This is a genomic window from Janthinobacterium sp. SUN211, from assembly GCF_030587315.1.
GTDB lineage: Bacteria > Pseudomonadota > Gammaproteobacteria > Burkholderiales > Burkholderiaceae_D > Janthinobacterium > Janthinobacterium kumbetense.
Map to the genome: position 1 here is coordinate 699409 of NZ_JAPWIC010000002.1, position 26551 is coordinate 725959.

The following is a 26551-nucleotide window of genomic DNA, read 5'->3' on the forward strand; positions in this document are numbered from 1 at the left end:
CATGCACCAGACCACACTCGCTCCCGCCAATTCCAGTCCTCCTCCCTCCGCCGCCCATGCGCAGGCGCTGGCCATCGAAGGCATGAGCTGCGCCTCGTGCGTGGGCCGCGTGGAAAAGGCCCTGGCCGCCGTGCCCGGCGTGACCCAGGCCAGCGTCAACCTGGCCACCGAAGTGGCCAAGGTCACGTCTGACACGCCGATTCCCCTGGTCACCTTGCAGGCGGCCGTGGAAAAGGCTGGCTACAGCGTGGCGCAGCGCGAAATCGACCTGAACGTCGCCGGCATGACGTGCGCCTCTTGCGTGGGCAGGGTGGAAAAAGCCTTGCTGAAGGTGCCGGGCGTGCTGGCCGCCAGCGTCAGCCTGGCCACGGAAAGCGCGCGCATCAAGGTGACGGGCGAGGCCGATGCTGGCACCTTGATCGCCGCCATCGACAAGGCCGGCTATGAAGCCACCGTGCCCGCCGCCAGCCGGACCAGCGCGCCCCTTGCCGCGCCGAACCGAGACGGCTTGAAAGTGGCGTTCGCGGCCGTGCTGGCTTTCCCCCTGATGCTGCCCATGCTGCTCGAATGGGCCGGCATCCATCTGATGCTGCCCGGCTGGCTGCAATGCGCGCTGGCGACACCTGTGCAATTCTATTTTGGCGCGCGCTTCTACAAGGCGGGCTGGAAGGCTGCCCGCGCCGGCAGCGGCAATATGGATCTGCTGGTGGCGCTGGGCACGAGCGCCGCGTATGGCTTGTCCGTCTACCAGTGGCTGACGGCGGGCGAGATGCTGCCGCACCTGTATTTCGAAGCGTCGGCTGTCGTCATCACCCTGGTGCTGCTGGGCAAATGGCTGGAAAGCCGCGCCAAGCGCCAGACGGCCTCGGCCATTCGCGCGCTGCAAGTCCTGCGTCCGGAATCGGCCCGCGTGCGCCGCGACGGCGTGGAAATCGACTTGCCCGTGGAACAAGTCAAAGTGGGCGACCTGGTGGTCATCCGTCCCGGCGAGCGGGTGGCCGTCGATGGCGTGGTGGTGGAAGGCGCCAGCCAGATCAACGAATCGCTGATCACGGGCGAAAGTTTGCCGGTTGATAAGCATCCGGGCGACAAGGTGACGGGCGGTGCCATCAATGCGGATGGTTTATTGCTGGTGCGCACGCAAGCCGTGGGCGGCGAGACGACCTTGTCGCGCATCATCCGTCTGGTGGAAGATGCGCAGGCGGCCAAGGCGCCGATCCAGCACCTGGTGGACAAGGTCAGCGCCATCTTTGTTCCCGTGGTGCTGGTGCTGGCGCTGCTGACCATGCTGGGCTGGTGGTTCGCCACGGGCGAGCTGGAAAATGCCATCATCAATGCCGTGGCCGTGCTGGTGATCGCCTGCCCATGCGCGCTGGGCCTGGCCACGCCGACGGCCATCATGGCCGGCACGGGCGTCGCTGCCCGTTACGGCATCCTGATCAAGGACGCGGAAGCGCTGGAAGTGGCGCACGCCGTCAATACCGTCGTGTTCGACAAGACGGGCACCCTGACGGTGGGTAAACCTGCGCTGGCGGCCCTGCATGCGCATGGCATCGACGATGCCCGGCTGCTGCAACTGGCGGCCAGCATCCAGCGCGGCAGCGAGCACAGCCTGGCTACGGCCGTGCTCGATGCGGCGGCCGCGCGCGACCTCGAACCCTTGCCAGCCACGGGCCTGTCGGCCTTGCCGGGGCGTGGCCTGGCGGCCCAGGTCGATGGCCTGGAGTTGAAACTGGGCAGCACGCGGCTGATGCAGGAGTTGCATGTAGACATGACGCCGCTGGCGGAACAGGCCTTGTCCCTGGAAGCCACGGGCAACACGATTTCGTGGCTGGCTGCGGGAGCGGAACTGCTGGGCCTGTTCGCCTTCAGCGACCAGGTCAAGCCGAACGCGCAGGCGGCCATTGCCCATTTGCACAGCCTGGGCATCCGCACGGTGATGTTGACGGGCGATAACCAGGGTAGCGCGGACGCCGTTGGCAAGCTGCTGGGCATCGATACGGTGGCGGCGAAAATGCTGCCGGCCGATAAAACCGCTAAAATTGTCGCGCTGAAAGGCGAAGGGGCGAAGGTGGCCATGGTGGGCGACGGCATCAACGATGCGCCCGCGCTGGCGGCCGCCGACGTGGGCATCGCCATGTCGACAGGCACGGACGTGGCCATGCATGCGGCCGGCATCACGCTGATGCGCGGCGATCCGGCCCTGGTGGCGGACGCCATCGATATCTCGCGCCGCACCTACAGCAAGATACGGCAAAATCTGTTCTGGGCCTTCATTTATAACCTGATCGGCATTCCGCTGGCCGCCTTCGGCTTGCTCAACCCCATGGTGGCGGGCGCGGCGATGGCCTTCAGTTCCGTCAGCGTGATCAGCAACGCCCTGTTGCTGCGGCGCTGGAAAGCCCGCAGTCATACAGGTAGCGTGCATACCAAGGAGCAATAAGGATGAATATCGGCCAGGCGGCAAGCGAGACGGGCGTATCGGCAAAAATGATACGCTATTACGAAAGCATTACCTTACTAAAACCCAGCGCGCGCAGCGACGCCGGTTACCGCATCTACACGCCGAACGATTTGCACGCCTTGCGCTTCATCAAGCGCGGGCGGGGTCTTGGCTTTTCGCTGGAACAGATCCGCGAACTGCTGTCGCTGTGGCAAAACGACCAGCGCGCCAGTGCGGACGTGAAAGGCATCGCCCTGGCCCACGTGGCGGACTTGAATCAGCGCATCGCCGAACTGACGGAAATGCGCGATACCCTGGCCCACCTGGCGCAATCGTGCCACGGCGACGACAAGCCCGATTGCCCCATCCTGCAAAGCCTGGGACTGGCCGGCGATCCGGAAGCGAAACCATGTTGCCATTGATGTAAATCAACGGAGGTGTGTATGGCCTATGAACTGTACTACTGGCCCACGATACAGGGACGCGGAGAATTCATCCGCCTGGCGCTGGAAGAGGCGGGCGCCGATTACCGCGATATCGCCCGCCTGCCTGAACGCCCGGGGCAGGGCATGCCAGCCATGCTGGCCTGCCTCGATGGCGACAGCACGCCACAGGCCGCCTACGCGCCGCCCGTGCTGCGCGACGGCGACATGCTGATCGGCCAGACGCCGAATATCCTGTTCTACCTGGGCCGGCACTTGGGCCTGGCGCCGCGCGCGGAAAGCGGCTGTTTGTGGCTGAACCAGTTGCAACTGACGATGGCCGACTGGTTGACGGAAGTGCATGACACGCACCATCCGCTGTCGATGAATCAGTATTACGAAGAGCAAAAGCAGGCGGCCATGCTGCGCAGTGCGGATTTCCGCGCAACACGCTTGCCGAAATTCCTATCCTACTTCACACAAGTATTGCTGAGCAGCCGCGGCCAGTATCTGGTGGGTGCAAGACTCACGTATGGCGACCTGTCGCTGTTCCAGATGCTGGCCGGTTTGCACTATGCGTTTCCGCAAGCCATGGCGCGCCTGGCGCCCGAATATCCTGCCTTGTCTGACTTGCATGACGCCGTGGCGGCGCGGCCGAATATTGCCCGTTACCTGAAGTCGAAGCGCAGGATCCCGTTCAATGAAGAAGGCATCTTTCGCCATTACCCTGAACTGGACGGATAAACAAAAACAGCCGGCGCATTGGCCGGCTGTCGTGTCCTTGCTGTTTATTGCGCGCTGGTAACGGGGTAGCCCGCCTCCACGATGGCCGCGCTGATGGCGCCCAGTTCGGCGGGTGATTCCACCGTCACGCGCTTGCTGGCCAGGTCGATCTGTACCTGGGCTTGCGGATCGACGCCTTGCACCGCTTTCGTGACCGAGCCGACGCAATGGCCGCAGCTCATGTTTTCAACTTGTAACTGATACATGGCAAGCACTCCTTGAATGATTAAGTGCTTCCACTGTAATCCTTGCCCCGATGGGAAGGTCAAGCGGAAGCATGGGCGTACTGGAAATTAATGCAGCAGGAAGTCGCTCGCTTGCATGGGCGGAGGCACATTGTCATCCTGCACGGATTCGCGCAGGCTGATTTCGATGGCGCGGCACATGGCCGACAGCGGCAGATCGTTGGCGTCTTCGCCGAACGGTTCCTCGATCTCGTCGCCCAGCGCATCGAGGCCAAAGAAGGTGTAGGCGACGATGGCGACGACGAACGGCGTCATGAAACCCAGCGAGTCGACGAGGCCGAAGGGCAGCAGGAAACAGTACAGGTAGGCCGTGCGGTGCAGCAGCAGCGAATACGAGAAGGGAATCGGCGTGCTGCGGATGCGTTCGCACGAAGCGCCTGCCGCTACCATGGCCGAGACCGTGTTATCGATCTGTGTGGCAAGGATGCTGTCGATGCGGCCTTGCCGGACGCAGTCGGCCAGGTCGTGGCCCATCTGCAGCATCAGGTAGTCGGACGGGTTCGCCGCCTTGCAGGCCGCCTCCCATTCGGCTGGACGCAGCAGCGGCTGCAAGTCGGCTGGTCCGCGCGTGTCGCGCAGCTGGTGGCGCAGCGCGTGGCAAAAGGCGATGGTGCGGTAAATCATGCGCACGCGCACGTCCTCCAGGCCCAGCCTGGCGTGGGCAGGGATGTCGCCGCGTATCATCGTCTGGCACTGGCGCGAGAAATTCCGGCTGCGCAAGACCAGTTCGCCCCACAGCTTGCGTGCTTCCCAGTAGCGGTCGTAGGCGGCCGTGTTGCGAAAGCCCAGGAAGATGGCCAGCGGCAAGCCGATCAGGGTAAACGGGATGGTGGTAAGGATGACCTTGTGGTCGAACAAGGTGCCGTGGCACCACGTGACGAGGGTGGCGATCAGGGTATTGACGATGAGCGTGGTGCGGATGCGCGGCAGGACGGAGCCGCGCACCACCAGGAACAGCCGCAGCGCCGAAGGACGCTCGCGCACGATCATGCTGTGCTCCCTGTCGGGTGCTGGGCTGGCGGTGAAAGCCGTGCCCTGTTCTTGTTATTGAAAAACCATTGTGTGGAATGGCAGAGTGGCAAATGCCGGGAACAAAAAGCCCGCAGTGTGTGCGGGCTGAGCTGGGTGTGCATGGGACGCAGTGTAGGGGAGACGGCATGAGTATAGGCCGCCGTCCCGCTTCCCGCCAATTCACAGTGATAATGGATATTATTCATTTTATGAATGAATATTTCATTTGTAAGTGAATGTGTGAATCTCAGTTGCCCGCATCCCGCCCTTGCCGCAGCTTCTTGCGGTGTTCCTCTTGCTGTCGTTTCAATGCTGCACTGGCTGCATAGTCGTTGCGGAACCACTTCGGGTTCTTGCTGCGGCCTGGCCAGGTGCAATCGGCCAGGTTGGCGATATCGGCGCAGTCGCAGGCACAGTCGCCGCAATCGGGGACCTGCAGATCGCAATACCCTGCCTGCGCCCGATGGCGCGCGCTGCGGCCCCTGGCGTGCTGGGCCTGGTGCAGGCGGTGGTGTGCGCTGCAGCTGTGCAAGCGGCGCCGCAGCAGGGACAGTCCCGGCCGCAAGCCATGGCGGGCGATGACCCTGTGGCCATACACGGAGCAGCTGTCGCGTCCCGTGAGCACGCGGTAGGCGCAGGAAAACCCTTTATGGGGCGACAGATAGCGCTGGTAGGCACCGATTGCCCACAGGGCCAGCTGCGTACCGCAGGTGTCGAATGAGAAAATGCGCTCTCCTTGGCCGGTCGCGTTTATTGGATGGGATAGTGGTGCGAGCATACGACAGGTCGGCAAAAAAGAATAGCGCCAGCCGACTACATCCCCATGCTTTTCCAGCCATGCCAGGCAAACGCCGCCAGCCACGCCAGCAAGATCGCCAGCCCCGGCAGCAACAGCCATTTTGCCGCCGCCTCTTCCCACGCCACAAAGGGCTTGCCGCCGCGCGCGATGGCCAGCAGCACCTGTCCCCCGTTCAAGCCGGCAAACGGCAGCAGGTTGAAGGCGCACAGTTTCAACGAGAACAGGGCGAACACCAGCGCAAAGCCGTGCGTGCGAGCAAAGGTTTCCCCTTCACCCAGCAATTCCTGCGCCGTTGACAACGGCGCCAGCGCGCCATGGACGATTTGTCCGAAGGCCGCGACAAAGCGCTCCCAGCCTTGTGGCCCCATGAGCCAGAGCGCCACGGCCAGCAGCACCGCCACGCCGCTCAGGGGCAGCAGCACCTGTTTCCACAGCGGCTGGAAGTTGTAGGCATCGCGGCAGGGATCGTCGTCGTACAGCGTTTCCTCGCGCGTATCTTTCAGCACCACGTTGCCGGCCAGGGGCAGCAGCCTGACGTGCACCTTCCCCAAGGTCAGCAAGGCGGGTCCCACGCCGTAGCTGATGCTGCGCACGGTAATACCCAAGGCGCGAGCGCACAGGGCTATGATGGAAATGTGGAGGAACATGAAAAGGATGAAGCAGAGCAGCAACTGCAGGGCGGGATGCATCGGGTGAGGTGTCCTGGTGGAATGGAGCGGTATTAGAACATGTCGCAGGGAAAAGTCGCGCACATGAAAAAAGCCCCGCCTGCATCGCTGCAGCCGGGGCTTTCGAATAACTGGGCAGCTCGCGCCGCCCGCCATCACTTACAGTACTTCGCTGGCGTGGTCGGCCAGGCGCGAACGCTCGCCGCGCGCCAGGGTGACGTGGCCGCTGTGGGTCCAGCCCTTGAAGCGGTCGACCACGTAGGTCAGGCCGCTCGAGCCTTCCGTCAGGTACGGCGTGTCGATCTGTGCGATGTTGCCCAGGCACAGGATCTTCGTACCGGGACCGGCGCGCGTGACGAGGGTCTTGACTTGTTTCGGCGTCAAGTTTTGCGCTTCATCAATGATGAGGAACTTGTTGACGAAGGTGCGGCCGCGCATGAAGTTGAGCGACTTGATCTTGATGCGCGAGCGGATCAGGTCTTGCGTTGCAGCACGGCCCCATTCGCCGCCATCGGAGTCGGACTTGTTCAGCACTTCCAGGTTGTCGTCGAAGGCGCCCATCCATGGCGACATCTTTTCCTCTTCCGTGCCTGGCAGGAAACCGATGTCTTCGCCCACCGGCACCGTCACGCGGGTGACGATGATTTCATTGTAGAGCTTGGTTTCCAGCACCTGCGCCAGGCCGGCGGCCAGGGCCAGCAGGGTCTTGCCGGTGCCGGCCTGGCCCAGCAGGGTGACGAAGTCGCATTCCGGATTCATCAGCAAGTTCAGCGCGAAATTCTGCTCGCGGTTGCGCGCCGTCACGCCCCATACATTGTTCTTCGTGTGGCTGAAGTCGCGCAGGGTTTGCAGCACGGCCGTCTTGCCGTTGATCTGTTTCACCTGGCCATAGAACGGCGTTTCGCCGTTTTTCGGTTCCAGGTAGATGAACTGGTTGACCAGCAACGATGGAATGAACGGGCCCGTCACGCGGTAGAAGGTGGAGCTGTAGCCGTTCTTGCTTTCCTGCCACGATTCCATGTCCTTGCCGTGCTTGTTCCAGAAGTCGTCCGGCAATTGCACGATGCCCGAGTACAGCAAGTCCGTGTCTTCCAGCACATGGTCGTTGAAGTAATCTTCGGCTGGCAAGCCCAGGGCGCGCGCCTTGATGCGCATGTTGATGTCTTTTGACACCAGCACGACGGGACGGCCATCCTGTTCCGACTCGAGCGAGCGCACGACGGCCAGGATCTGGTTGTCGGCCTTGCCTACTGGCAAGCCAGCCGGCAGGTCGGCGCTTTGCAGGCGCGTCTGGAAGAACAGACGGCCCTTGGCATCCTTGTTGCCCAGCTTGGACAGCAGGATGCCGTGCTCGATGGCGTCGTCATCCGTGTTGCTGATCAGGGCGTCCAAGGTGCGCGAGACCTGGCGCGCATTGCGCGCCACTTCCGTCATGCCCTTTTTATGGTTGTCCAGCTCTTCCAGGGTCATCATCGGCAGGTACACATCGTGTTCCTCGAAGCGGAACAGCGACGATGGATCGTGCATCAGCACGTTCGTGTCGAGCACGAACAGCTTGCTGATGCCGCGCTGATCGGCGGCGCGGCTGGCGGACGACTTGAGCTGGACTTCGACCGCCTTGTGCTTGGCCGGATGCGGCTGCTCGACTTGCTTGACGGATTTCAGCGGCGTGACCTTGCCCTTGGCTGCCGGCTTGGTTTTCGCGGCAGGAGCAGGGGCTGCGGTCACTGGCGCCGGTGCGGGCGCCTGTGCCGGCTTGGCGACCATCAGGGCCGCCACCTGCTTGATCTTCGTGGCCGCATTGCGGACTGGCTTGGCAACTTCGGCGATCGCCGCTTCAATGATCGGTGCAGCCACTTTCTTGGCTGCCGGGGTTTTGGTGGCCGGGCGCGCTGCGCCTGCGGTTGGGTAATCTTGGGTGGCCAGGATGGTGGCTGGCTTGCTCGGTAATTTTGGCAGTGGCATCAGGATCTCAATCAAAAAATTTCTGGAATGAATCGCCCATGGGCAGCCAGCTTCTGGCGGCACTTCTCATGGGGTGGATGCGGGGGGAACAACAATGCTACAGGACGAGTAACTGCCGGAAGGCCGGCAGCATGGCCGGTCATGGACGCCATCGGCGGGCTGCAGGCCCGCCTGGCGGAGTGGATGGAGGCGCTTCGTTGACTCAAAATGGCGATAGGTACCGTGAACTGAACTGCGGTTGAACTAAGTTCGCTGGAAGCCGGCAACGCGCATTGGATCAAAATGGACGATCAATTCAGATGCGCTACGAATTCCAGCACTTCTTCCACGTGAGTTGCGACCTTCACGCCTCTCCATTCTTTCACCAATCGGCCCTGGGCGTCAATCACAAACGTACTGCGCTCGACGCCACGGACCGTCTTGCCATACATCTGTTTCATCTTCATGACGTTAAACAGCAGGCAAACGGCTTCGTCCGGGTCGGAAATGAGCTCGAATGGCAGCTCCAGCTTGGCTTTGAAGCTTTCGTGCGAGCGCAGGGAGTCGCGGCTGATGCCGTAGATTTCCACGCCGGCAGCGACGAATTGCGAATACGCATCGCGAAAGGCGATGTTTTCCGTGGTGCAACCAGGGGTGTTGTCCTTCGGATAGAAAAACAGCACCGTGGCCTTGGCCGGGCGGCCCAGCAACTGAAAGGTCTTGCCGCTGGTCATCGCGGCGCTAAAGTCGGGTATGCTAACGAGGGATTGGCTATCAGCCACAGGTTCTCTCCTGAACGGTGATCATCAGCGCTGTTTTTAATCTGGCAACGCATCCAGGTGCAACAATACAGCATTCAGGCCGCTTTGCCCTGCACAATCAGGCGTCCCGAACGGCCTGGCAACTCATCCCAGGTGACGGGACAAACGGGCAAGTCCGTATTTTTTATCTTTTCATAATAATCGCCCATCGCTGCAAACTGGTAGCCCTGGGCTTTCCAGCCAGCCAGCAGTTGTTCGAAAATGGGGGCGAGTTTCTGTCCTTCAAGTTCCGCATGCAAGGTATATACGTGATCGCGCGGATTGTCGGCCGTCAATGACAGGATATGCGCCGCAACATTGCCGGTCGTGATCAGTTTGCCGTCGATTTCGCAGCCCAGCAATTCATCCAGGGTGGGCAGGGTGGTGGGCAATTGCACGCATTGCAGGATCGTGTTGCCGTTGCGCACGCGGTGCGGGCCATTGCTTGGATGCACCATGGCGCCGCGCGCGTCGAGCATGGCGCGGCCATCGGAGGCAAAGCGGTAGCCGGCCGTGTCGTGTTCGACAAAGGCGCTGACATTCATTTGCCAGCCGGCCGCGCCGTGCGTGTGCGGCTTTGTTCCAAACACTTGTTCGTAGCGGTTGGCGGCCTTGCGCATCATGTTGATGGTCCAGGCGGCGTTGCGCTTGGCCACGTTGTCTTGCCACAGGGTGTGATCCCAGGTGTGGATGCCGCACTCGAAACCGGCATCGCGCACGGCGCGCAATTGCGCCGCGCATTGCTTGCCGATATCGGGTCCCGGCAGCAAAGTGCCGTACATCAATGTTTTCAAGCCGTAGTGCTCGACCACCGAGGTGCGCGATACCTTGCTGAAAAAGCCGGGTTTCAAGGCGCGCCGCAGGGCCCAGCCCGTGTGGTCGGGGCCCAGCGAGAACAGAAAGGTGGCCTTGGCCTGGTGCGCGGCCAGCATGCGCACCAGATTGCCCATGCCTTCACGGGTGCCGCGATAGGTATCGACGTCGATTTTCAGGGTCAGGAACGGCTTGCTCAACATTAATCCATCAGTGCTTTGGCTTGGGCTACCTGGCTGCGGTAGGCGTCGAAAATGTTGCGCAGGGAATCGGCCATGGTGGTGGTCGGCGCCCAGCCCAGCTCTTCGCAGGTATTCGTGATTTTCGGCACGCGGTTTTGCACGTCCTGGTAGCCGGCGCCGTAGTAGGCGCCCGAGGTCGTTTCCACGATTTTCACGTGTTTCGCGCCTTCGGCGTATTCCGGGTATTCGGCGGCCAGGGTCAGCATCATGCCGGCCAGGTCGCGGATCGAATAGTTATTGGTCGGATTGCCAATGTTGTAGATCTTGCCGCTGGCGATGCCGTTCTTGTTTGCGATGATGCGGATCAGCGCATCGATGCCGTCGTCGATGTAGGTGAATGCACGTTTCTGCGCGCCGCCATCGACCAGCGAGATGTTCTCGCCGCGCACGATGTGGCCGAAGAATTGCGTCACCACGCGCGAGGAACCTTCTTTTGGCGTGTGGATCGAGTCCAGGCCGGCGCCGATCCAGTTGAACGGACGGAACAGGGTGAAGTTCAAGCCTTCCATGCCGTAGCCCCAGATTACGCGGTCCATCAGCTGCTTGGCGTTCGAATAGATCCAGCGCGGCTTGTTGATCGGGCCGCAGATCAGTTCCGAGTTTTCCGGGTCGAATTCCTCGTCATGGCACATGCCATACACTTCCGAGGTCGACGGGAAGACCAGGTGCTTGCCGTACTTGGCGGCCGAGCGCACGATCGGCAGGTTGGCTTCGAAGTCCAGTTCGAAGACGCGCAGCGGCTGCTTGACGTAGGTCGAAGGCGTGGCGATGGCGACCAGGGGCAGGATGACGTCGCATTTCTTGACGTGGTATTCGACCCATTCCTTGTTGATCGTGATGTCGCCTTCGAAGAAGTGCATGCGCGACTTGTAGTTGTCATCTTCCAGCAATTCCGTGATGCGGTCCGTGTTCATGTCCATGCCGTAGACATGCCAGTCGGTGGTTTCCAGGATGCGTTTGGACAGGTGGTGGCCGATGAAGCCGTTGACGCCTAAGATGAGGACTTTTTTCATGTGAGATTCTCTTGAGTTAAATCAGTGTGTGCTGACGCGGGTGGTCAGACTTGCTTGCAATTGTTGAGCCGAAATCGGCTCCCCGGCAGCCCTCAGCGCGGAAATGGCCAGCATGCGGCCGTCTCCGCAGACGCCAAAGATGCAATTATCCACTACCGCCAAGCCCGGTGGCAAACTTCCTGCGGAAAGCTTGCTCAAACGGGCTTTTTCGATAATGTAAATGACATCATTGACTTCGGTGAAGGCGCCGGGATAGGGGGGCGCGACGGCCCGGTGCAGGTTGTAAACCTGCTGCGCGGGTAACTTCCAGTCTATCCTGCCATCTTCGGGCTTGCGGCCGCCAAAATAGCCGCCCTGGCGCAAATCGTTGAGCTGGCGCGGCGCCGTGCCGTCCAGCAAAGCCGGCAGCACGTTCCACAGGGTTTGTTCCGCCGCCACGGTGACCTTGCCGAAGACTTCGAAGGCCGTGTCGTCGGGCAGGATGGGCACGGCCGTTTGCGCGACGATGGCGCCGGCATCGGGCTTGACCGTCATTTCATGCAGGGTGGCACCCGTTTGCGGGGCGCCATGCAACACGGCCCAGTTGACGGGCGCGCGGCCGCGGAACGCCGGCAGCAGCGAGCCGTGCATATTGTAGGCGGGTGCGACTTCCAAGATGCTAGCCGGCAACATGTGGCGGTAGTAAAAACTGAACAGCATGTCCGGTGTTGCCGCCTGCACCTGCGCCAGCAACTCGGGCGCGCGGGCGTCCGATGGCGTGATGTACGGAATGCCTTCCGCCTGGCACAGGCTGGCGACGGATTCGAACCACAGGTTTTCCGTGGGGCTGTCTTCGTGCGTGACGACGAGGGCGATGTCGACGCCGCCGGCCAGCAGCACCTTGATGCAGCGCACGCCTACATTGTGGTAGCCGAAGACGACGGCGCGCGGGGCGCCCATCAGCGGCCCACCTGGCGCTTTTCCAGGCGCACATACGATGGCGCCTCGGCTTCCGCCTGTGTCATGCCGTCCTGCAAGATGGTTTGCACCACGTAGCGGGGACGGGCGCGCACTTGCTGGAAGATGCGTCCCACGTATTCGCCCACCAAGCCGATGCCGAACAGGATCACGCCCATGAAGAAGAAGGCGATGGCGAACAGGGTGAACACGCCTTCGGCTTCCGCGCCCAGCAGGAAGCGGCGTACCAGCAGGAAGACCACCAGCAATGCCGAGCCCAGCGACAGCGCCATGCCCAGCATGGAAAAGATTTGCAGCGGAATCAGCGAAAAGCCCGTGACCAGGTCGAAATTGAGGCGGATCAGGCTGTACAGCGAGTATTTCGATTCGCCGGCCGCCCGTTCCTCGTGTTCGACGATGATTTCCGTCGGCTTGCGGGCAAATGTGTAGGCCAGTGCCGGCACGAAGGTATTGACTTCGGCGCACTGGTTGACCAAGTCGATTACGTTGCGGCCATACGCGCGCAGCATGTTGCCCTGGTCGGTGATCTTGATATTCGTGATTTTTTCGCGCAGGCGGTTCATCATCTTCGAGGCCAGCGTGCGCCAGGCGGAATCTTGCCGCTTGCGCCGGATCGAGCCCACATAATCGTAGCCTTCGCGCATCTTCGCCACCAGGTTGCCGATTTCCTCGGGCGGATTCTGCAGGTCGGCGTCGAGCGTGATCATGATCTGTCCGCGCGATGCCTCGAAGCCAGCCAGGATGGCCATGTGCTGGCCATAATTGCCGTTGAACAAGATTACGCGCGTGACGTCCGGGCGCTGACGGAACTGTTCCGCCAGGATGGGTACCGAATTGTCGCGGCTGCCATCGTTGATGAAAATGATCTCGTAGCTCGTCTGGAGGGCGTCGAGGGCCGGATACAGGCGGGCGAACAGGCTGGCCAGGCCATCTTGCTCGTTGTAGATCGGAATGATAATGGACAGTTCAGGTTTCATCGGCGCGCTGCTCATTTGATGAGAATGGATTTGACGGTGGCGACGGCGCGTTCCACGTCCTGTGTCGTCATGGCGTAGAACATCGGCAAGGTCACGGTCAGGCGGCCGATCTTTTCCGAGACGGGGAACATGCCCTCGGTAAAGCCGCGTTCGCGGTACATGGTAAACAGGTGGATCGGTGCGTAATGATAGCCCGTTCCCACGTTTTGCTGCGCCATTTGCTGCATGAAGGCGGCGCGCGTGCCGGGTCCATTGTCAGGCAGGATGATCTGGAACAAATGCCAGTTGCTGTTTTCAAAGTCTTGCACGGGCAGCTGGGCGCCGCTCAGCGCTTCGAAATCGCTGTCGAATTGCGCGAAATAGTGGCGTGCCAGCGCGCGGCGGTGGGCCGTGATCGCTTCGATATTGGCGAACTGGCCCAGGCCGATGGCGGCCATGATGTCGCTCATGTTGTACTTGCCGCCCAGCACATCAACGTCGATGCCGTCGACGCCGCTGCGCGTCACGCCCTGCAGCCGGTATTTCTCGGCCAGCTTGGCTTCTTCCAGGTTGTTGAGGACGAGGCAGCCGCCTTCGCCCGTGGTGATGTTCTTGTTGGCCTGGAAGCTGAACGAGACGAAGTCGCCAAACGCGCCGATGCGCTTGCCCTTCCACGTGGAGCCGAACGCTTGTGCAGCGTCTTCCACGACCCTTAAGTTGTACTTTTCAGCAATCGCGTACAGGCGGTCCATGTCGACGGGCAAGCCGGACAGGTAGACGGGGATGATGGCCTTGGTACGCGGGGTGATGGCCGCTTCCAGTTTGTCGAGGTCGATATTGCGCGTAACGGGATCGATGTCGGCGAACACGGGCGTGGCGCCCACTTCGATGATGACGTTGGCCGTCGCGACCCACGACACGGGCGTGGTGATGACTTCGTCGCCGGGGCCTATGCCAGCGATGCGCAGCGCGATTTCCATGGTGCACGTGCCCGAATTGAAGGTGCGCACGGGGCGCCCGCCAAAATACTCGGACAGCTGGGCTTCGAAAGCCTGCACTTTCGGGCCGCTGGTGATCCAGCCCGAGCGCAGCACTTCGCCGACGGCGGCGATGGTCGCTTCATCGATGGTGGGTTTGGAAAAGGGCAAAAAGGGCAGGGTAGAGGTCATGGGGCGCAGTTCTTGGATCTGTATTGTGTCAGGGTATCGGCATCGCCGACGCTGCCAGTGCTGTCAAAAGGCGCCGGCAGGCATGGCTATTTTATATTGTCAGTATGGCGGCGCAGCCTTTCAGCGGTGAAAAAACATGCTGATGCAGGGGCGGGGCAAGCTGGCCGGGGGCGCGATCCGTGTAGCCTCGCGCCCCTTTAAATATTTACTTGTTTGCAACGACCATGCGGCGCGCATCTTCGGCAATCACACGCATGGGCACGCCACGCCCCTGCAATTCCTTGTAACGGTTCAGGCTGATAATCGCCATGTCGTGCACGCCGGCATTGGCATCGTTCGTCCATTGCGTGATGAAAGGCTCGATGTTCGGGATGGACAGTTCGGGCTGCTGTTTCAGGCCAAACGTAAACTCATCCCAGTAATCGACGAGGATCACGGGCCGCTGCAGGTAATAGGTCAGCGATTGTTCGTAGATGCCGACCGAATAGAGCTTGGTATCGGCTGTCAGTTCGGCCTGGATCTGCGGCAGCATGTCGGTGCCTGCGCGGTTCTGGCCATACAGTTCGGAGCCGGCCAGGATGCAGTGCGTGGCCAGGAAGCCGGCGCCGGCGATGGTCAGCACCGTCATGTCCCGGCGCAACTGGCGCGCATGCAGCAAGGCCAGGGCGCCGCCCGCCAGGGCGAAGAAGCCGGCCGCCATCAGCCATGGCTGGTAGCCCTTCAGCGCGACCAGGGCTTCCGCGTCGCGTGCACTGGCCTTGCTGAAGGCGATCGGTCCGCCGATCAGGATGGCCGCGCCCAGCACGCACAGCAGGCCGGCGGCGAACAGGCGCTGGCGGCGCGAGGCCGATTCCAGGTACAGCGCCACCAGCAGGGCCAGCGCCGGGAAGATGGGCACGATGTAGCCAGGCAGCTTCGAAGTCGAATAGCTGAAGAAGAAGAAAATGAAGACGGCCCAGACGAGCAGCATCAAGCGGGGCTGGAAGGCGCCTTCCTGGCGCTTGAAGGCGGCGGCCAGGCTTTGCGGCAGCACGCCTATCCATGGCAGGATGCCGGGAATGAGCAGCACCAGGAAGTAATACCAGGCGCCTTCGCGCTTGTGGCCCTTCATCAGGAAGCGCTGGAAATGCTCGTGGATGAAGAAGAAATGCGGTTGTTCCGGATTGCGCAGGGCGACCAGCACGAACCACGGCGTGGCGATGGCAAAGAACAGCAGCAAGCCCTTGACCAGGTGCAGCCGCGTCCAGATGCGCCAGTCGCGCGCGCACAGCGAATACAGCACCAGCACGGCGCCCGGCAGCACGATGCCGATCAGGCCCTTGGCCAGCACGGCCAGCGCCATGGCGGCCCAGCAGGCCAGCATCCAGTTGCGCCGCTCGATCTCCGTGGCGTCGTCGCGCTGGGCGATCAGCAGGCTGCCCAGGGTGAGGGTCATCATGCCCGACAGGCCCATGTCCAGCGAATTGATCTGGCCGGAAGCGAGCCAGAACAGGCTCGATGCCAGCACCAGGCCCGCATACAGGCCCACGCGCGGGCCGAACACTTTCTTGCCCGCGTAAGCCGTCATGCACACGCCGATGATGCCGCACAGGCCAGTCCACAGGCGCGCCTGCCATTCGCCCAGGCCGAAGGCGGCGAAGGTCAGCGCATTCATCCAGGTTTGCAGCGGCGGCTTTTCAAAGTACTTGATGCCGTTCAGGCGCGTGGTGATCCAGTCGCCCGTGACGAACATTTCGCGCGCCATCTCGGCGTAGCGGCCCTCGTCGGGCGGTACCAGGGTACGCACGCCCAGCGCATACAGGGTGACGACGATGAAGATGCCCAGCAGGGACCACATCAGCACCCGCGACGAGTGCAGTTCGTTGACATTGATTTTCATGCGGCCTTGCCCGCGGCCGGGGCCAGGATCAGTGCCAGCGTGACCTTGCGGCCTTCGCCCATGAGGATATTGTAGGTGCGGCAGGCAGCCTGGCTATCCATGCATTCGACGCCGATGCGGCGCATGGTCAGCGCGGCCGTCAGCTTCGGATGCACGAAGCGCTGGCGCTCGCCCGTGCCGAGGATGACCACGTCGGGCGCATCGGCCAGGATTTGCGCGAAATGCGCCTCGTTCAATTGCTCGAAACTGTCCACTTCCCACGCCCGCGGAGGCATTTCCGGCATGACGATCAGGCTGTAGTTGTAGGGCTGGGCATTGATCTCCACGCCGTTTTCGTCATAGCCGGTGACAGTCTGGTATTGTTGGGTGCTGCTGGCATGGAGTTTCATGGCGATATCGGGGGCTGGTCGTGTCGGTTGATCGGTGCGCGCGCGGCCAAACTGCGTGCCGCGGCCAAGGGCGTAAGCATGCCATAAATGACAGAAAAGAGCGACTGAAAAGCAATATCCTTTCCAAATTGCAATCTTCGGCGCCACAGAGGGACTGCCTGCTTGCGCCATGGTAATGCTGCCAGATTAAGGGAAGATGAAGATGGCGCGTGCCGGATTGTCGTCCGGAGGCGCCGGCGTGGCAGAATCGGCGTCAAATGCTGGGGTTGGCCATGTTTAATTTGATAAAATGGCCTGTTTTCGGCGAGAATGGTTGTTTTCGCCTTGCAGTCTTTCGCATCGCAGTTTCACGGGTTCATAGTTCTGGCGCGGCTATCATGCTGCAAGTTCTGCTTACCGCGCCGCATCACGACAGGGATTTATTTTGCGACCGATTCAGAAATCGAATAAATTGGCGGACGTCTGCTATGACATCCGCGGCCCGGTCCTGGAAAAATCCAGGCAAATGGAAGAAGAAGGCCACAAGATCACCAAGCTCAATATCGGCAACCTGGCCGTATTCGGCTTCGATCCGCCGGACGAGATCGTGCGCGACATGATGCTCAACCTGCAAAATGCCGCCGGCTATACGGATTCGAAGGGCATGTTCGCGCCGCGCAAGGCCGTCATGCACTATACGCAGGGCAAGAACATCGCCGGCGTGACCATCGATGACATTTATTTGGGCAATGGCGCTTCCGAACTGATCGTCATGTCGATGAACGCCCTGCTCAACAGCGGCGATGAAGTGCTGGTGCCGGCGCCCGATTACCCGCTGTGGACGGCCGCCGTCAGCCTGTCGGGCGGCAATCCCGTGCATTATGTGTGCGACGAGCAGAACCAGTGGTATCCCGACATCGAGGACATGCGCCGCAAGATCACGCCGCACACCAAGGCTATTGTCGTCATCAACCCGAACAATCCCACGGGCGCGCTGTATCCAGTGGAAGTGCTGCTGCAGATCGTCGAACTGGCGCGCCAGCACCAACTGATCATTTTCGCCGACGAGATCTACGACAAGGTGCTGTACGACGAAGCCGAGCACGTGTCGATCGCCTCGCTGGCCGACGACGTGCTGTTCATCACCATGAACGGCTTGTCGAAGAATTACCGCTCTTGCGGCTACCGTTCCGGCTGGATGGTGGTCTCGGGCGAAAAGCGCCACGCAAAAGATTACATCGAAGGCCTCAACATGCTGGCCTCGATGCGGCTATGCGCCAACGCTCCGGGGCAGTTTGCCATCCAGACGGCGTTAGGCGGCTACCAGAGCATACAAGACCTGGTGGGGCCCGGCGGGCGCCTGTTGAAACAGCGCGACCTGGCGCACAAGCTGCTGACCGATATTCCGGGCGTCACCTGTGTCAAGCCGAAGGCCGCGCTGTACATGTTCCCGCGCCTGGACCCGGAGATCTACCCGATCGCCGACGACCAGCAGTTTGCCTATGAATTACTGGCCGAAGCGAAGGTCCTGATTGTGCAGGGCACGGGCTTCAACTGGATCGCGCCCGATCATTTCCGCGTCGTCTTCCTGCCCAACTCCGATGACCTGACCGAGGCCATGGGTCGCATTGCGCGCTTCCTCGAAGGTTACCGCAAGCGCCATAGCCGGGGCTGAGCCAGACAGTAGCAATACCGATCAACCTGGCGTCGCCCAAGGGGGGCGCCACTTATGAGCAGTCAAGCACAACTATGAAATCCATCAAGATCGGCCTGCTGGGCCTGGGCAATGTCGGTTACGGCACGTTCAGCGTCCTGAAACGCAACCAGGAAGAAATCAAGCGCCGCGCGGGCCGCGGCATTGAAGTCGTCGCCGTCGCCGTGCGCGACGTGGCGCGCGCCGAAGCGCTCGTCGCCGGCGGCTGCAAGGTCGTCAATGACCCTTACCTGATCGTCAACGATCCCGAGATCGACATCGTCGTCGAACTGATCGGCGGCTACGACCTGTCGAAAACCCTGGTAATGCAGGCGATTGCCAACGGCAAGCACGTGGTCACGGCCAACAAGGCCCTGCTGGCCGTGCACGGCAATGAAATCTTCGCCGCCGCCCAGGACAAGGGCGTGATGGTGGCCTTCGAAGCGGCCGTCGCCGGCGGCATCCCCATCATCAAGGCGCTGCGCGAAGGCTTGACGGCCAACCGCATCGAATGGATCGCCGGCATCATCAACGGCACCACCAATTTCATCCTGTCCGAGATGCGCGACAAGGGCCTCGATTTCGCCACCGTGCTGAAACAGGCGCAGGAACTGGGCTACGCGGAAGCCGACCCCACCTTCGACATCGAAGGCGTCGACGCCGCGCACAAGGCCACCATCATGTCGGCCATCGCCTTCGGCATCCCGGTGCAGTTCGACAAGGCCTATGTGGAGGGCATCAGCAACCTCAATGCCGTCGACATCCGCTACGCCGAGCAACTGGGCTACCGCATCAAGCTGCTGGGCATCACCAAGCGCGCCACCGTCAATGGCGTGGAAGGCATCGAGCTGCGCGTGCATCCGACCCTGATCCCGGCCAAGCGCCTGATCGCCAATGTGGAAGGCGCCATGAACGCGGTGCTGGTGCATGGCGACGCCGTCGGCGCCAGCCTGTACTCGGGCCGCGGGGCGGGCGCCGAGCCGACCGCTTCGTCGGTGATCGCCGACCTGGTCGACATCACCCGCCTGGCCACGGCCGACCCGGAACACCGCGTGCCGCACCTGGCGTTCCAGCCGAACGCGATGACCGACATCGCCATCTTGCCGATGTCGGAAATCACCACCAGCTACTACCTGCGCATGCACGTGGCCGACCAGCCGGGCGTGCTGGCCGACCTGACGCGCATCCTGGCCGAACGTAGCATCTCGATCGACGCCATGTTGCAAAAAGAGCCGGCCGAAGGCGAAACGCATACGGACATCATCATGCTGACGCACCAGACGCAGGAAAAGAACGTCACGGCCGCCATCGAGAAGATGGAAGCGTTAAATAGCGTGGTGGGTACGGTCACCAAGATTCGCCTGGAAAACCTCAGCTGAGCGTTTTCAAGCGATCCATGCAAAACGGCGCCCGCGGGCGCCGTTTTTTCATCCGATGACTGTCTTAATGCTGCGGTACGTCGGGCGCGCCGACGGGGCCCACATCCATGCCGTCATAGCTGGCCAGCTGGTTTTCCTGGGCAAATGCCATCAGTTCGCCATTGCGCGCGTGCAGGCTGTCGACGCCATGCACTTCGGCCTTTTCCACGTGCAGCACCCACACGGGCGGTGCAGCCGGATCGTCGAGTTCCGGCTGGTACAGTTCCACTGGGCGGTAGCCCTGCAGCGCCAGCACGGTGGCGGCCTGCTCCAGCGGTTCGGAAGTCGGGTTGGTGAAGTAATAGCCCCACAGCAGCGGCTGGGACAGGTCCCAGGGCGCGTTCTCGGCGATGTTGGCGAACAGTTCGCTTACGTCTTCTTTGGTCATCATGGCGGAATCTTTCAGTCAATTTCAGGGCGAGATCTTAACATCGGCGCCCGTGGCGCGCCATGCGCCCATAAAAAAACCGGCTGTGCAGCCGGTTTTTCTTATCCGCCATGAAATCGGCTGGACATTCATTCACGCAAGCGTGAATCAGAACTTGTAGCGCAGGCCGATCGACAGCAGGTCGGCTTTCAGCTTGGCGCCGTCTTCGCTCGCTACCTTGCCGAAGTTTTCGTATTCCGCTACCAGCGACAGTTTTTTGTCGAAGTGGTAAGCAGCGCCGATGCCGAAGATGGCGGAGGTTTTGTTGATCGATTTGTCATCGGCTGGCTTGGTGCGGTTTTGCGCGGCGCCAGCCTTGGCGAACAGCGAGAACTGTTCGTTCAGCGGCAGGGTGCCGGTGGCGGCGACGTAGAATGCGTGGTTTTTCACGTCCAGTTTTTCGCCGTCGATGTCGAAAGTCCGCTTGCCGAAGTCGATGTAGCCGGCTTCCGCGCCGAAGTTTTGCGTGAAGTCGTAGCCGGCGTAGGCTTTGTAGCCGGTATCGCTCTTTTTGGACGAACCTGCTTCATCGATGGACAGTTTCATTTCCGAACGGCCGACGTTGGCGCCGACGTAGTAGCCTTCAGCCTGGGCGAACAATGGGAATGCCAGGGCGGCGCCTACGACTGCTGCAAACAATTGCTTTTTCATATTGATCCTAGGTAATTAATGCGGAGAGACTGTCTCGCCGCTTAATGGGAGCCGAATTGTATAGGGATGAATATGTTTATGTAAGGCAATTATTTAAAAAATATTAGAAATAAACTACGTGTTGTTTTTGGGCAACGATTCGTGTCGAATGACTATCTATGCAGGCCATCATGCGGCCACGCCGAAATGCACGCTGACTTTCAATCCGTGGCCATTTTCCGCCGTCGCCAGTTCCAGGCGTGCGCCGTGCAGGGCGGCGATGTCGCGCACGATGGCTAAACCTAGCCCCGCGCCGCCAGGATTGCTCTCGAGCGCCGTGCCGACGCGGTAGAACGGCGTGAATACGCGTTCGCGCTCGGCCGGCGGGATGCCCTTGCCGCTGTCTTCCACCTCCAGCACGGCGCCGTATTCGTGGCCGTTCCCCGTCTGCGCCGCGCGCACGCGCAGGATCACGCTGCCGCCCTGCGGCGTGTAGCGCAGGGCGTTGTCGACCAGGTTGGCCACCAGTTCATGCAGCAGCAGGGCCTGGCCATGCACGGGCGCTTCGTCGGGCGCTTCCAGCGACAGGTCGATATGCCTGCCGACGGCGGCCATGGCCATTTCCAGTCCCACCTGCTGCGCCACGTCGCGCAAGGGGACGGTGTCCATCGCTAGGCTGTCGCCGCCATGCTCGATGCGCGCCAGGGTCAGGAGCCGGTTGGCCAGCAGCACGGTCGAATCGGTGGTGGCGGCGATCGAGCGCACGATGTCGCGCAAGGCGGCGATGTCCGGCGGCGCGCCCGCCTGGCGGTCGCACTCGCGCATGGCCAGTTCGGCCTGGGTTTTCAGCACCGTCAGCGGCGTGCGCAACTGGTGCGAGGCGTCGGCGATGAAGCGGCGCTGGCTGGCGATCAGCTGCTGCAGGCGCGACATGGAGCCGTTCATGGCGCTCACCAGAGGGCGCATTTCCTTGTGCACCAGCGTGGGGTCGACGTCGGACAGGTCGGACAGGGTGCGCGTCTCGACTTCCGTTTTCAAGCGCATCAGCGGGCGCAGCACCAGGCGCACGGCAAACCACACGAGGGCGCCCATCACCAGTATCATCGCCGCCTGCCAGCTCAGGGTATCGAACAGGATCTGGTTCGACAGGCCGCGCCGCGCGTCCAGCGTTTCGGCCACCTGGATCAGGGCGATGCCGCGCATCGAGTCGTCGTACACGGGTTGCAGCAGGGCGGCGATGCGGATCGGCTTGCCGTGGTAGTCGGCATGGTAGAAGCGCACCAGGGCCGGATAATTCTGCGAGCGCGGCACGTTTTTCGGCACGGGCGGCAAGTCGCCATAGCCAGACACCAGTTCGCCATTGATGCCCGTTACCTTGTAGTAGATGCGGCCCAGGGTGTCGGTTTCGAAGCTGTCGAGCGCCACGTAGGGTACTTCGGCCACCACCTTGCCGCCCACGATGGAGACGCGCTCGGCCAGCGCCCGCGTCGACGCCAGCAAGGAGCGGTCGTAGGCCATGTCGGCCGCGTCGAGCGCGTTGCGGTAGACAAAGACGGCATCGAGCAGCACCAGCATCACCAGGGGGATGAGCAGCCAGCGCAGCAGCTGGCTGCGCAGGCTGCCCAGCGGCCGGCCCTGCGCCCAGCGCCGGCGCAGGCGTTCGAGCAGGGGCGGGCGTGGGGCGCGCACCGTCATTTCGGCGCGGCCGGCGCCATGGCGCTGCGCGGCTGCAGCAGGTAGCCGATGCCGCGCAGGGTGGTGATGACGGCGCCGTCGGGCGAGCCGCTTTCCACGCCGCTTTCCAGCTTCTTGCGCACGCGGTGGATATACAGTTCGATGGCGTCCAGGTTGGCGTCGTCGGCCAGCGCAAAGACTTCGTCGAACAGTTTTTCCTTCGACACGGCGCGTCCCGAGCGCGTGATCAGCGCTTCGAGCACCGCGTGTTCGCGCGGCGTCAGGGGAAACGGGGCGCCGGCATAGCTGAACATGCGCGTGACGGTGTCGAAACTGAGGGCACCGCACGCATGCACGAGGGCTTCGTTGCCCTGGCTGCGGCGCAGCAGGGCTTTCACGCGCGCTTCCAGTTCGGCCAGCTCGAACGGCTTGGCCATGTAGTCGTCGGCGCCCAGGTTCAGGCCCTGCACTTTTTCATCCAGGCCGCCGCGCGCCGTGAGTATCATGACGGGAGTCTTGCCGCGCGTGCCGCCGCGCGCGCGCAGGCGGCGCAGCACGTCCAGGCCATCCATCTTCGGCAGGGTCAGGTCGAGCAGCACCAGCGAGTATTCCTGCGTGTGCAGCAGGGCGTCGGCATCGGCGCCGTTGTGGGCGGTCTCCACCGTCAGGTGCGCGTCGCGCAGGGCCTTTGCCAGCCAGTGCGACAGCTCCAGATGGTCTTCCACTAATAATATGCGCATGGTCTCCGCCATTCGTTGAAATGGATGCAGTGTAAGCCTGCCGGCGCCGCGCCGACAGGGGCGGCAATGAATATGTTTGTCCCCTTTGTGGCTGGCTGGCGACACCTGTCAGTCTGAAAGCGAATTGAAAGGATCGCGCTCATATAGTGTGATCCTGATTCATGAAATTGATCAGGCATATCACTAATAACTATATCTAAGGGAGATACTCTACATGAAGAAGACCGCATACTCGCTGGCCGCTCTGGCTGTCCTGGCCGCCGCTGGCAGCGCCCAGGCACAATCGAACGTCACGCTGTACGGCCGCCTGGACGCCGGCGTCAGCACCACCAGCAACGCCGGTCCGAACAAAAGCTCGATGACGCAAGTGAGCTCCGGCGGCATGAACACCTCGCGCTGGGGCATCCTGGGCAGCGAAGACCTGGGCGGCGGCCTGAAAGCTGTCTTCAACCTGGAAGGAGGCATCCTGGTCGACACGGGCGCGGCCGACGGTGCGCTGTTCAAGCGCCAGGCCAATGTGGGCCTGGAAGGCGCGTTTGGCCGCGTCGTGCTGGGCCGTTCGTTCACCACCGTGTATGACTTCGTGCTGCCGTTCGATCCGATGGCCTATGCGCCGTTCTATTCGTGGGCCACTTCGGCCAACGCGACGGGCCCGAGCAAGTACGGCATGACGACGGCCTTCGACAACATGGTCAAGTATTCGGGCAAGACGGGCGACTTCAGCTACGGCGCATCGTACGGCTTCGGCGAGCAGTCGACGGGCAACTCGGACAGCGCCAAGCTGTCCACGGCCGTCACCTACAAGACCGGTCCTGTCAGCCTGCTGGCCACGTATGAGCAGGTGAACGGCAATGCCATCGCCGGCGGCGCGCGCGACAAGACCACCGTGTACCACCTGGGCGCCATGTATGACGACGGCCCGTGGAAAGTGCAGGCGGCGGCGCGCGACTACAAGCTCGATCCGGCTGCCTCCGGCAAGGCTGACGTACGCGGCACCCTGTACTGGGGCGGCGTCAGCTACAAGACCACGCCGGTGATCACCCTGACGGGCGTGATCTACTACCAGGACGTGAAAAACGTGGCCGCCAACCTCAATGCCGATCCGATCATGTACGTGGCGCGCGTGCGCTATGCCCTGTCCAAGCGCACCGACCTGTACGTGGCCGGCGCCTACGCCAAGGCCAAGCACAATCAGTTGGTCAGCCTGTCGCGTGATGATGCCGGTTTCGGCGACACGCAGCGCGGCCTGATCGCCGGCATCCAGCACCGCTTCTAAGGCATGACGATGCTGCGCTCCCTGTTCCTGTCCTTGCTGTGCCTGCTGCCCGCCCTCGCGGGGGCGCAGGCGTCGGCGCCGGCCGAGTGCGTGGTGCCGTCCAAGCCGGGCGGCGCCATGGACCTGACCTGCAAGCTGGCGAAAAAAGGCCTGGCGCAGGAGGGCGCGGCAGCCGCCATGGCACCGATGCGCATCAGTTATCTGCCCGGCGGCATCGGCGCCGTGGCCTGGCACTCGATGGGTTCGCAGCGCCGCCGCGCGGAGCCGAACACCCTGGTGGCCTTTTCGGGCGGTTCGCTGTTGAATCTGGCGCAGGGCAAGTTCGGCAATGCCAAGGCGGGCGACGTGCGCTGGGTGGCGGCGCTGGGCGCCGACTACGGCATGATCGCCGTGCGCAGCGATTCGCCCTACAAGACGCTGGGCGACCTGATCGCGGCATTGCGGCAGCATCCGGACAAGGTGCTGATCGGCGTCTCCGGCACCATCGGCAGCCAGGACTGGTTGAAGATGGCGCTGGTGGCGCGCCACGCCGGCATCGATCCGAAAGTACTGCGTTTTGTCGCGCTCGAAGGCGGCGGCGAAGTGTTTACGGCGATGCAGGCCGATTATGTGCAGGTGGTTTCGGGCGACACGTCTGAAGCCACCCTGAACGCCAGCGCCAACCACGCGCGCGTGCTGGCCGTGCTGTCGGAGAAGCGCCTGCCGGGCGTGCTGGCCGGCGTGCCGACGGCGCGCGAGCAAGGCGTCGACGTGGTCTGGCCCATCATCCGCGGCGTGTGGATGGGGCCCCAGGTGCCGGAGACGGACTACCAGCGCTGGGTGGCCACCTTTGACCGCGTCATGGCCACGCCGCAGTTCGCGGAATGGCGCGCGCAGGCCGGCCTGTATCCATTCGCCCTGACGGGGCCGAAGCTGACGGCGTATGTCAGGAAGGCGGTCGACGAGTATGCCAGGCAGGCAAATGAGCTTGGCCTGATGCGCTGATCGACCTCATATTAAATAAAAAACCTATTCATAGACGGAGACAACCCCATGCAAACCAAGACCCTGCTTCAAGCCGCCCTTGCCACCGCGTTTGCCAGCTTGGCCGGCGCCGCTTTCGCCCAGGTACCGGCAGGTTATCCGGCCGACTACCAGAAGATCATCGACGCGGCCAAAAAGGAAGGCAAGGTGGTGATCTACAGCGCTACCGACAGCAAGGCCGCCGCGCCGCTGATCAAGGACTTCAGCGCCCTGTATCCCGGCATCTCGGTCGAATACAACGACATGAATTCCACCGAAGTGTATAACCGCTTCATTTCCGAAGTGGCCGCCGGCGGCAACACGGCCGACGTGATGTGGTCTTCGGCAATGGACTTGCAGATGCGCCTGGCCTCCGATGGCTACGCCCTGAAATACAAGTCGGTCGAAGCGGCCAAGATCCCCGGCTGGGCCATGTGGGACGACCAGGCATACGGCACCACGTTCGAGCCGGCCGCCATCGTCTATAACAAGCGTTTGCTCGACCCGAAGGAAGTGCCGAAGAACCACGATGACTTCGTCAAGCTGATCGCCACGCCGAAGTTCAAGGACAAGGTCACCACCTACGACATCGAGAAATCGGGCGTCGGCTTCATGTTCATGGCGCAGGATGCCAAGGAATATTCGCAATTCCTGGCGCTGCAAAACGCGTTCGGCACGGCCAAGGTGCGCGTGCAGTCGTCGACGGGCACCATGATGGAGCGTATCTCGTCCGGTGAAAACCTGATCGGCTACAACGTGCTGGGCTCTTACGCGCTGGTGCGCGCCAAGACCGACCCGTCGATCGGCGTGGTGCTGCCCAAGGATTACACCCTGATCCTGTCGCGCGTGCAGTTCATCAACAAGAACGCGAAGAACGTCAACGCCAGCAAGCTGTGGCTCGATTACATACTGTCGCACCGCGGCCAGACCATCATCGCCAACGGCGCCAAGCTGTTCGCCATCCGCGCCGACGTCACGGGCGAGACGACCTCGGCGGAACTGATCAAGGAAATCGGTACGGCCAACGTCAAGCCGATTCCCGTGCATCCGATCATCCTGCAATTCCTGGGGCCAGCCAAGCGCATGGCCTTCCTGAAGCAATGGAAAGAAACAGCCGGCAAAAAATAACGCCGACTTAGCCGCCCGCGAGCCTGGCTTGCGGGCGCACGCCGTACCCTT

General features: G+C 62.1%; 25 protein-coding genes. 8 read left to right on the forward strand and 17 right to left on the reverse strand.

Features of this window, described 5'->3' with window-relative positions; translation table 11 throughout:
• Position 1: 1 nt before the first annotated feature.
• Genes O3301_RS08885 through O3301_RS08895 form a run of 3 tightly spaced genes read left to right on the forward strand, consistent with a single transcriptional unit; the run spans position 2 to position 3609 of the window.
• A complete protein-coding gene (locus O3301_RS08885; protein ID WP_305056160.1) occupies positions 2-2443 on the forward strand; it encodes a heavy metal translocating P-type ATPase in 2442 nt (813 codons plus the stop codon).
• A 2-nt stretch (positions 2444-2445) separates the two neighbouring features.
• Positions 2446-2865 (forward strand): Cu(I)-responsive transcriptional regulator, encoded by a 420-nt coding sequence (gene cueR / locus O3301_RS08890; protein ID WP_305056161.1) that lies wholly within the window; start codon positions 2446-2448, stop codon positions 2863-2865.
• Positions 2866-2886: 21 nt separating this feature from the next.
• A complete protein-coding gene (locus O3301_RS08895) occupies positions 2887-3609 on the forward strand; it encodes a glutathione S-transferase (RefSeq protein WP_305056162.1) in 723 nt (240 codons plus the stop codon).
• Between the two features lie 44 nt (positions 3610-3653).
• Here the strand turns inward: O3301_RS08895 and O3301_RS08900 are convergent, their stop codons facing one another.
• The 13 genes from O3301_RS08900 to O3301_RS08960 all read right to left on the reverse strand — a co-directional run bounded on the left by O3301_RS08900 (position 3654) and on the right by O3301_RS08960 (position 16533).
• Positions 3654-3854 carry a heavy-metal-associated domain-containing protein gene (locus O3301_RS08900; protein WP_077407505.1) on the reverse strand — a complete coding sequence of 67 codons (201 nt, stop codon included), beginning with the start codon at positions 3852-3854 and terminating at the stop codon, positions 3654-3656.
• Between the two features lie 87 nt (positions 3855-3941).
• Positions 3942-4883, reverse strand: coding sequence for a bestrophin family protein (locus O3301_RS08905; protein ID WP_305056163.1), 942 nt, complete (start codon positions 4881-4883; stop codon positions 3942-3944).
• A gap of 268 nt (positions 4884-5151) precedes the next feature.
• Positions 5152-5682, reverse strand: a complete 531-nt coding sequence (yidD, locus tag O3301_RS08910) for a membrane protein insertion efficiency factor YidD (RefSeq protein WP_305056164.1) — start codon at positions 5680-5682, stop codon at positions 5152-5154.
• 35 nt (positions 5683-5717) lie between these two features.
• On the reverse strand, positions 5718-6392 hold the full coding sequence (locus tag O3301_RS08915) for a site-2 protease family protein (protein ID WP_305056165.1): 675 nt from the start codon (positions 6390-6392) through the stop codon (positions 5718-5720).
• Between the two features lie 138 nt (positions 6393-6530).
• The gene (locus O3301_RS08920) at positions 6531-8336 is read right to left on the reverse strand and encodes a PhoH family protein (protein WP_305056166.1); all 1806 of its coding nucleotides are present in this window, start codon (positions 8334-8336) and stop codon (positions 6531-6533) included.
• 290 nt (positions 8337-8626) lie between these two features.
• The gene (locus tag O3301_RS08925; protein WP_034785468.1) at positions 8627-9097 is read right to left on the reverse strand and encodes a peroxiredoxin; all 471 of its coding nucleotides are present in this window, start codon (positions 9095-9097) and stop codon (positions 8627-8629) included.
• Between the two features lie 74 nt (positions 9098-9171).
• A complete protein-coding gene (locus O3301_RS08930) occupies positions 9172-10131 on the reverse strand; it encodes a polysaccharide deacetylase family protein (protein ID WP_077407497.1) in 960 nt (319 codons plus the stop codon).
• Positions 10131-11183 (reverse strand): bifunctional UDP-4-keto-pentose/UDP-xylose synthase, encoded by a 1053-nt coding sequence (locus tag O3301_RS08935; RefSeq protein ID WP_070290550.1) that lies wholly within the window; start codon positions 11181-11183, stop codon positions 10131-10133. The genes O3301_RS08930 and O3301_RS08935 overlap by 1 nt, the downstream gene beginning before the upstream one ends.
• A gap of 21 nt (positions 11184-11204) precedes the next feature.
• A complete protein-coding gene (locus O3301_RS08940) occupies positions 11205-12122 on the reverse strand; it encodes a formyltransferase (RefSeq protein ID WP_251350448.1) in 918 nt (305 codons plus the stop codon).
• Entirely contained in the window at positions 12122-13117 is a 996-nt protein-coding gene (locus O3301_RS08945) for a glycosyltransferase (protein WP_251350449.1), read from the reverse strand. The genes O3301_RS08940 and O3301_RS08945 overlap by 1 nt, the downstream gene beginning before the upstream one ends.
• An 11-nt stretch (positions 13118-13128) precedes the next feature.
• Entirely contained in the window at positions 13129-14265 is a 1137-nt protein-coding gene (locus O3301_RS08950; protein ID WP_305056167.1) for a DegT/DnrJ/EryC1/StrS aminotransferase family protein, read from the reverse strand.
• A gap of 205 nt (positions 14266-14470) precedes the next feature.
• A complete protein-coding gene (locus tag O3301_RS08955; RefSeq protein ID WP_305056168.1) occupies positions 14471-16144 on the reverse strand; it encodes a glycosyltransferase family 39 protein in 1674 nt (557 codons plus the stop codon).
• Complete coding sequence (locus O3301_RS08960; RefSeq protein ID WP_070260554.1) at positions 16141-16533, reverse strand: Mth938-like domain-containing protein; 393 nt, start codon at positions 16531-16533, stop codon at positions 16141-16143. The genes O3301_RS08955 and O3301_RS08960 overlap by 4 nt, the downstream gene beginning before the upstream one ends.
• Before the next feature lie 424 nt (positions 16534-16957).
• Between O3301_RS08960 and O3301_RS08965 the strand changes: the two genes are divergently transcribed.
• Complete coding sequence (locus O3301_RS08965; protein WP_305056169.1) at positions 16958-18187, forward strand: pyridoxal phosphate-dependent aminotransferase; 1230 nt, start codon at positions 16958-16960, stop codon at positions 18185-18187.
• Positions 18188-18261: 74 nt separating this feature from the next.
• Positions 18262-19584, forward strand: a complete 1323-nt coding sequence (locus O3301_RS08970; protein ID WP_251350452.1) for a homoserine dehydrogenase — start codon at positions 18262-18264, stop codon at positions 19582-19584.
• 64 nt (positions 19585-19648) lie between these two features.
• Here the strand turns inward: O3301_RS08970 and O3301_RS08975 are convergent, their stop codons facing one another.
• The 4 genes from O3301_RS08975 to O3301_RS08990 form a co-directional block, all read right to left on the reverse strand.
• The gene (locus tag O3301_RS08975) at positions 19649-20014 is read right to left on the reverse strand and encodes a ribonuclease E inhibitor RraB (RefSeq protein ID WP_077407485.1); all 366 of its coding nucleotides are present in this window, start codon (positions 20012-20014) and stop codon (positions 19649-19651) included.
• A 144-nt stretch (positions 20015-20158) separates the two neighbouring features.
• Positions 20159-20701 carry an outer membrane beta-barrel protein gene (locus O3301_RS08980; protein ID WP_099667021.1) on the reverse strand — a complete coding sequence of 181 codons (543 nt, stop codon included), beginning with the start codon at positions 20699-20701 and terminating at the stop codon, positions 20159-20161.
• Positions 20702-20869: 168 nt separating this feature from the next.
• Positions 20870-22369: a sensor histidine kinase gene (locus O3301_RS08985; RefSeq protein WP_305056170.1), complete on the reverse strand. Its 1500-nt coding sequence runs from the start codon at positions 22367-22369 to the stop codon at positions 20870-20872.
• Positions 22370-22371: 2 nt separating this feature from the next.
• Positions 22372-23094 carry a response regulator gene (locus tag O3301_RS08990; protein ID WP_251350454.1) on the reverse strand — a complete coding sequence of 241 codons (723 nt, stop codon included), beginning with the start codon at positions 23092-23094 and terminating at the stop codon, positions 22372-22374.
• Between the two features lie 214 nt (positions 23095-23308).
• Between O3301_RS08990 and O3301_RS08995 the strand changes: the two genes are divergently transcribed.
• The 3 genes from O3301_RS08995 to O3301_RS09005 are packed head-to-tail and all read left to right on the forward strand — an operon-like array spanning position 23309 to position 26500.
• Positions 23309-24370: a porin gene (locus O3301_RS08995; RefSeq protein WP_099667023.1), complete on the forward strand. Its 1062-nt coding sequence runs from the start codon at positions 23309-23311 to the stop codon at positions 24368-24370.
• 3 nt (positions 24371-24373) lie between these two features.
• Positions 24374-25354 (forward strand): tripartite tricarboxylate transporter substrate binding protein, encoded by a 981-nt coding sequence (locus tag O3301_RS09000; protein WP_305056171.1) that lies wholly within the window; start codon positions 24374-24376, stop codon positions 25352-25354.
• A 48-nt stretch (positions 25355-25402) separates the two neighbouring features.
• Positions 25403-26500, forward strand: a complete 1098-nt coding sequence (locus O3301_RS09005) for an ABC transporter substrate-binding protein (protein WP_305056172.1) — start codon at positions 25403-25405, stop codon at positions 26498-26500.
• Positions 26501-26551 lie beyond the last annotated feature (51 nt).

Coding starts and splice junctions, on each gene's coding strand:
- O3301_RS08885 (WP_305056160.1), top strand. CDS start 2: ATGCACCAGACCACACTCGCTCCCGCCAATTCCAGTCCTCCTCCCTCC.
- cueR (WP_305056161.1), top strand. CDS start 2,446: ATGAATATCGGCCAGGCGGCAAGCGAGACGGGCGTATCGGCAAAAATG.
- O3301_RS08895 (WP_305056162.1), top strand. CDS start 2,887: ATGGCCTATGAACTGTACTACTGGCCCACGATACAGGGACGCGGAGAA.
- O3301_RS08900 (WP_077407505.1), bottom strand. CDS start 3,854: ATGTATCAGTTACAAGTTGAAAACATGAGCTGCGGCCATTGCGTCGGC.
- O3301_RS08905 (WP_305056163.1), bottom strand. CDS start 4,883: ATGATCGTGCGCGAGCGTCCTTCGGCGCTGCGGCTGTTCCTGGTGGTG.
- yidD (WP_305056164.1), bottom strand. CDS start 5,682: ATGCTCGCACCACTATCCCATCCAATAAACGCGACCGGCCAAGGAGAG.
- O3301_RS08915 (WP_305056165.1), bottom strand. CDS start 6,392: ATGCATCCCGCCCTGCAGTTGCTGCTCTGCTTCATCCTTTTCATGTTC.
- O3301_RS08920 (WP_305056166.1), bottom strand. CDS start 8,336: ATGCCACTGCCAAAATTACCGAGCAAGCCAGCCACCATCCTGGCCACC.
- O3301_RS08930 (WP_077407497.1), bottom strand. CDS start 10,131: ATGTTGAGCAAGCCGTTCCTGACCCTGAAAATCGACGTCGATACCTAT.
- O3301_RS08935 (WP_070290550.1), bottom strand. CDS start 11,183: ATGAAAAAAGTCCTCATCTTAGGCGTCAACGGCTTCATCGGCCACCAC.
- O3301_RS08940 (WP_251350448.1), bottom strand. CDS start 12,122: ATGGGCGCCCCGCGCGCCGTCGTCTTCGGCTACCACAATGTAGGCGTG.
- O3301_RS08945 (WP_251350449.1), bottom strand. CDS start 13,117: ATGAAACCTGAACTGTCCATTATCATTCCGATCTACAACGAGCAAGAT.
- O3301_RS08950 (WP_305056167.1), bottom strand. CDS start 14,265: ATGACCTCTACCCTGCCCTTTTTGCCCTTTTCCAAACCCACCATCGAT.
- O3301_RS08955 (WP_305056168.1), bottom strand. CDS start 16,144: ATGAAAATCAATGTCAACGAACTGCACTCGTCGCGGGTGCTGATGTGG.
- O3301_RS08960 (WP_070260554.1), bottom strand. CDS start 16,533: ATGAAACTCCATGCCAGCAGCACCCAACAATACCAGACTGTCACCGGC.
- O3301_RS08970 (WP_251350452.1), top strand. CDS start 18,262: ATGAAATCCATCAAGATCGGCCTGCTGGGCCTGGGCAATGTCGGTTAC.
- O3301_RS08975 (WP_077407485.1), bottom strand. CDS start 20,014: ATGATGACCAAAGAAGACGTAAGCGAACTGTTCGCCAACATCGCCGAG.
- O3301_RS08980 (WP_099667021.1), bottom strand. CDS start 20,701: ATGAAAAAGCAATTGTTTGCAGCAGTCGTAGGCGCCGCCCTGGCATTC.
- O3301_RS08990 (WP_251350454.1), bottom strand. CDS start 23,094: ATGCGCATATTATTAGTGGAAGACCATCTGGAGCTGTCGCACTGGCTG.
- O3301_RS08995 (WP_099667023.1), top strand. CDS start 23,309: ATGAAGAAGACCGCATACTCGCTGGCCGCTCTGGCTGTCCTGGCCGCC.
- O3301_RS09000 (WP_305056171.1), top strand. CDS start 24,374: ATGACGATGCTGCGCTCCCTGTTCCTGTCCTTGCTGTGCCTGCTGCCC.
- O3301_RS09005 (WP_305056172.1), top strand. CDS start 25,403: ATGCAAACCAAGACCCTGCTTCAAGCCGCCCTTGCCACCGCGTTTGCC.